The organism is Moorena sp. SIO2C4 (assembly GCF_010672485.1).
Classification (GTDB): Bacteria; Cyanobacteriota; Cyanobacteriia; order Cyanobacteriales; family Coleofasciculaceae; genus Moorena; species Moorena producens.
In genome coordinates, this window is sequence record NZ_JAAHGN010000762.1 from 1 (window position 1) to 3,748 (window position 3,748).

General features: G+C 46.3%; 4 protein-coding genes. 3 read left to right on the forward strand and 1 reads right to left on the reverse strand.

The window, feature by feature from the left end:
• The first annotated feature begins 571 nt into the window (after positions 1 to 571).
• The 3 genes from dusB (at position 572) to F6K20_RS28625 (ending at position 2,233) form a co-directional block, all read left to right on the forward strand.
• Positions 572 to 1,618 (forward strand): tRNA dihydrouridine synthase DusB, encoded by a 1,047-nt coding sequence (gene dusB / locus F6K20_RS28615; RefSeq protein ID WP_044493932.1) that lies wholly within the window; start codon positions 572 to 574, stop codon positions 1,616 to 1,618.
• Between the two features lie 167 nt (positions 1,619 to 1,785).
• Positions 1,786 to 1,965, forward strand: coding sequence for a 30S ribosomal protein S21 (gene rpsU / locus F6K20_RS28620; RefSeq protein ID WP_008186741.1), 180 nt, complete (start codon positions 1,786 to 1,788; stop codon positions 1,963 to 1,965).
• A 31-nt stretch (positions 1,966 to 1,996) separates the two neighbouring features.
• A complete protein-coding gene (locus tag F6K20_RS28625; RefSeq protein ID WP_287263482.1) occupies positions 1,997 to 2,233 on the forward strand; it encodes a hypothetical protein in 237 nt (78 codons plus the stop codon).
• Here F6K20_RS28625 and ligA read toward each other — a convergent pair.
• A partial coding sequence (gene ligA, locus F6K20_RS28630) for an NAD-dependent DNA ligase LigA (protein ID WP_287296928.1) occupies positions 2,193 to 3,748 on the reverse strand: 1,556 nt, incomplete at its 5' end. The two genes, F6K20_RS28625 and ligA, sit on opposite strands and share 41 nt — an antisense overlap.

Here is a 3,748-nt window from a genome sequence, read left to right on the forward strand (position 1 = left end):
TAAACTGAAACTGAAACGGGATAGGGAGTCTGGAGTCGGGAGTCGGGAGTCGGGAATCGGAACCCACCCCTAACCCCTCCCAGGAGGGGAACGGGAGTCGGGAATCGGGAGTCGGGAGTCGGAAGCTGTGGGGAGATCGGGAGTGATAATTAAGAACTGCTATAAGTACTGCTATAAGTATGATCAGCTAAGTATGATCAGCGCTATATCTGTGTTCTGTCATTCTCGGAGATTGCGATCGCGCTTTCAGGTTACAGTCACAGAGTTGTTGAGATTTAGCTCTATTTTCTGATTCTTATTAGAAAATAGAGAAGCGATCGCCGTTTGTACAAAAGTTACAGAACTTAGGAATCACAAAAGTTTTCCCAGACTGATGAAAGAGAAATATAGCAATCTTCATAGCAATGAGGTACGAATTTTAGCTATTCCCTGTTCCCCATTCCCTGTTTACTATTAAATAATTATCGCTGCTCCGAAGTCCCTGCTCCCTGCTCCATAAAACAAAAAAAATGTACCTCACCTAATTAAAAAATGCTATTAGGTGATCACGACGGAAACAACACCATTCCCAATGCCATTTCTATCTCCACAATTACAGCAACGGTTAGCATCACCCCTTAAAATTGGCTCGGTTGAGGTCAACAGCAGGGTTTTACAGTCACCCCTGTCTGGAGTAACCGACTTGGTGTTTCGTCGCCTAGTGCGTCGCTACGCCACTGAGTCGATGATGTATACCGAAATGGTTCATGCTAGCCAGTTAAAGTATCTCCGAGAATTGCCCAAGGTTATGGAGGTAGACCCATTAGAAAAACCGATCAGTATCCAATTATTCGACTGTCGCCCGGAATTTCTGGCTCAAGCGGCACAAAGGGCAGTGGCAGAAGGGGCAGATACTGTGGATATCAATATGGGTTGCCCTGTTAATAAAATTACTAAAAATGGTGGCGGGTCTGCTTTACTGCGAGATCCAGAAACGGCGGAAGCAATTGTACGGTCAGTAGTCAAGGCGGTGGAGGTACCTGTAACGGTCAAAACCCGTATTGGCTGGACTAATCAGGAGATCAATGCGGTAGAATTTGCCCAACGTATGGAAGATGCCGGGGCTCAGATGTTGACCCTCCATGGCCGTACTCGTGACCAGGGGTATAATGGCTCGGCTCGCTGGGAATGGATTAAGCGGGTAAAAGATGTGCTGTCTATCCCAGTGATTGCTAATGGGGATATTTTGTCCGTCGATGCAGCAGTGCGCTGCTTGGAAGAAACCGGTGCTGATGGGGTAATGTGTTCTCGGGGAACCCTGGGCTATCCCTTTCTAGTCGGAGAAATAGACTATTTCCTGAAAACCGGACAACTGTTACCCCCAACCACACCAGTACAACTGCTTGAATGTGCTAAAGAGCATTTACAAGGTCTATGGCACTATAAGGGGGAGCGTGGTATTTATCAATCCCGGAAACACATGGCTTGGTACGCCAAAGGGTTTCCCGGAGCAGGGGAATTGCGTAAGAAACTCAGTAGAATAGAGACGGTTGACCAAGGAGTTGAGTTGATTGAAAATGCGATCGCTAAACTTCAGCCGTCAGCCGTCAGCCGTCAGCCGTCAGCCGTCAGCCGTTAGCCGTTAGCCGTCAGCTTATTTTATTCAAAACTCAAGTAGGGTGGCACAGGCTTCTAGGGTGGCACAGGCTTCTGTCACGTCTTGTTATCAGCAACCTTGCTAGATAGTATAATTGTATGATACTATAAGCAGAATTTTTTGTTGAAATTTAGGAGGATTAATTTAGTATGACCCAAGTGGTTGTCGGTGAAAATGAAGGCATTGAGTCAGCCCTGCGTAGATTTAAGCGACAAGTATCTAAAGCTGGAATTTTTGCTGATATGAAGCGTCTACGTCATTTTGAGACTCCCATTGAAAAGAAAAAGCGCAAAGCGATCGCTCGCAGACGCAAGCGTCGGTACCGCTAAACCTTCAAGTCACTGTTACCACTCCCCGGTCATGAGACGCGGGGTTTTTTGGTTGGCTTACTTCTTATCATCTTACCGGTTTAACCAACCAAAGTATAAGGAATCGGGAATCGGGAATCGGGAATCGGGAATCGGGAATCGGGAATCGAGAATCGGGAATCGGGAATCGGGAATCGGGAATCGAGAATCGGGAATCGGTAACGTAGATTTGTTTGGAATACGTTCAGTTAAAGCAAGTCCAATAGCTGGGATTCAGTTAATTGGGTAATTCCTAATTTTTGAGCCTTTTCTAACTTAGAACCGGCATCTTCCCCAACCACCAAATAATCAGTTTTGGCACTAACGGCACTAGTAACCTTACCACCAGCGTTTTGAATCAAGTCTTTCGCGTCACTACGCTTAAGGGTAGGCAAGGTGCCAGTAATCACAAAGATTTTTCCAGTTAAGGGTAGAGATTTATCTAGCGCTATAGTTTTAGTAGAGGCTTCTAACTGTAAACCCGCTTCTCGCAATCGAGCAATCAAGGTCTGGTTGCTGGAAATCTGAAACCAACCCCAGACAGACTGAGCAATTTCTGGTCCAATGCCATAGATTCCCTCAATATCAGTGACGGTTGCTTGAGCCAACTGCTCAATGGTAGGAAAAGTCTGGACAAGGGTTTGAGCATTGACACTACCCACATGACGAATCCCTAACCCATAAAGGACTCGTGACCAAGGTTGAGTTTTGGATTTTGCGATCGCATTTAGCAACTTCTGGGCTAACTTATGCCCCATACGCTCCAATGACACCAACTGGTCTAGGGTTAAATCATAAAGGTCAGCAACAGATGTCACTAAGCCTTGGTCTACCAATTGTTCTACAATTTTTTCCCCCAAACCATTAATATCAAGAGCATTACGACTTGCCCAGTGGGTGAGAGTGCCCTTAACAATCGCAGGACAAGATGAATTAATACAGCGAGTCACTGCTTCACCCTTAGGACGCACCAAGGGTTGACTACAAACAGGGCAATGGGTAGGCATCTCGAAGGGTTTAGCATGATCAGGACGTAACTCTGGTAAGACACGTACCACCTCCGGGATAATCTCCCCCGCTTTCCGTACAATCACCGTATCCCCAACTCGCAAATCTAATTGGGCAACATAATCACCATTGTGTAGGGCAGCCCGTTGTACTGTTGTGCCTGCCAATTGCACTGGTTCTAAAATAGCCAAGGGTGTCACTGCTCCGGTGCGTCCCACATTAACGGTAATTGCTTCCACACGACTGGGAGCTTCTTCAGCCGGATATTTCAGAGCAATCGCCCAACGAGGAAACTTCTGGGTAAACCCCAATTGTTGTTGTATCCCGAAAGCATTGATTTTTACCACTACCCCATCGGTCAGGTAGGGTAAATCTTGCCGTCTCGCATCCCAGTAATTGTAATAATCCTGAACATCCTGTAAGGAAGCACAACATTGGCGATGGGGATTCACCGGAAAACCCAGCTTTTGCAGCAATTCTAGAGCATCCCATTGGCAATTGGGCATTGGGATGGTGTACTCCTCACTACTATCCTGATTCGGAATATGTAAGGTATAAGCAAAGAAAGCCAATTGCCGTTTAGCAACAATTCGAGGTTCTAATTGGCGCAAGGTACCAGCAGCGGCATTACGAGGATTAGCAAATAATGGTTCACCTGCTTGTGCTCGTTCCTGATTAATCCTCTCAAATACATCCAGAGGTAAGAATGCCTCACCACGCACTTCTACTAAAGCTGGCAGTTGGTCTAGATTAAGTA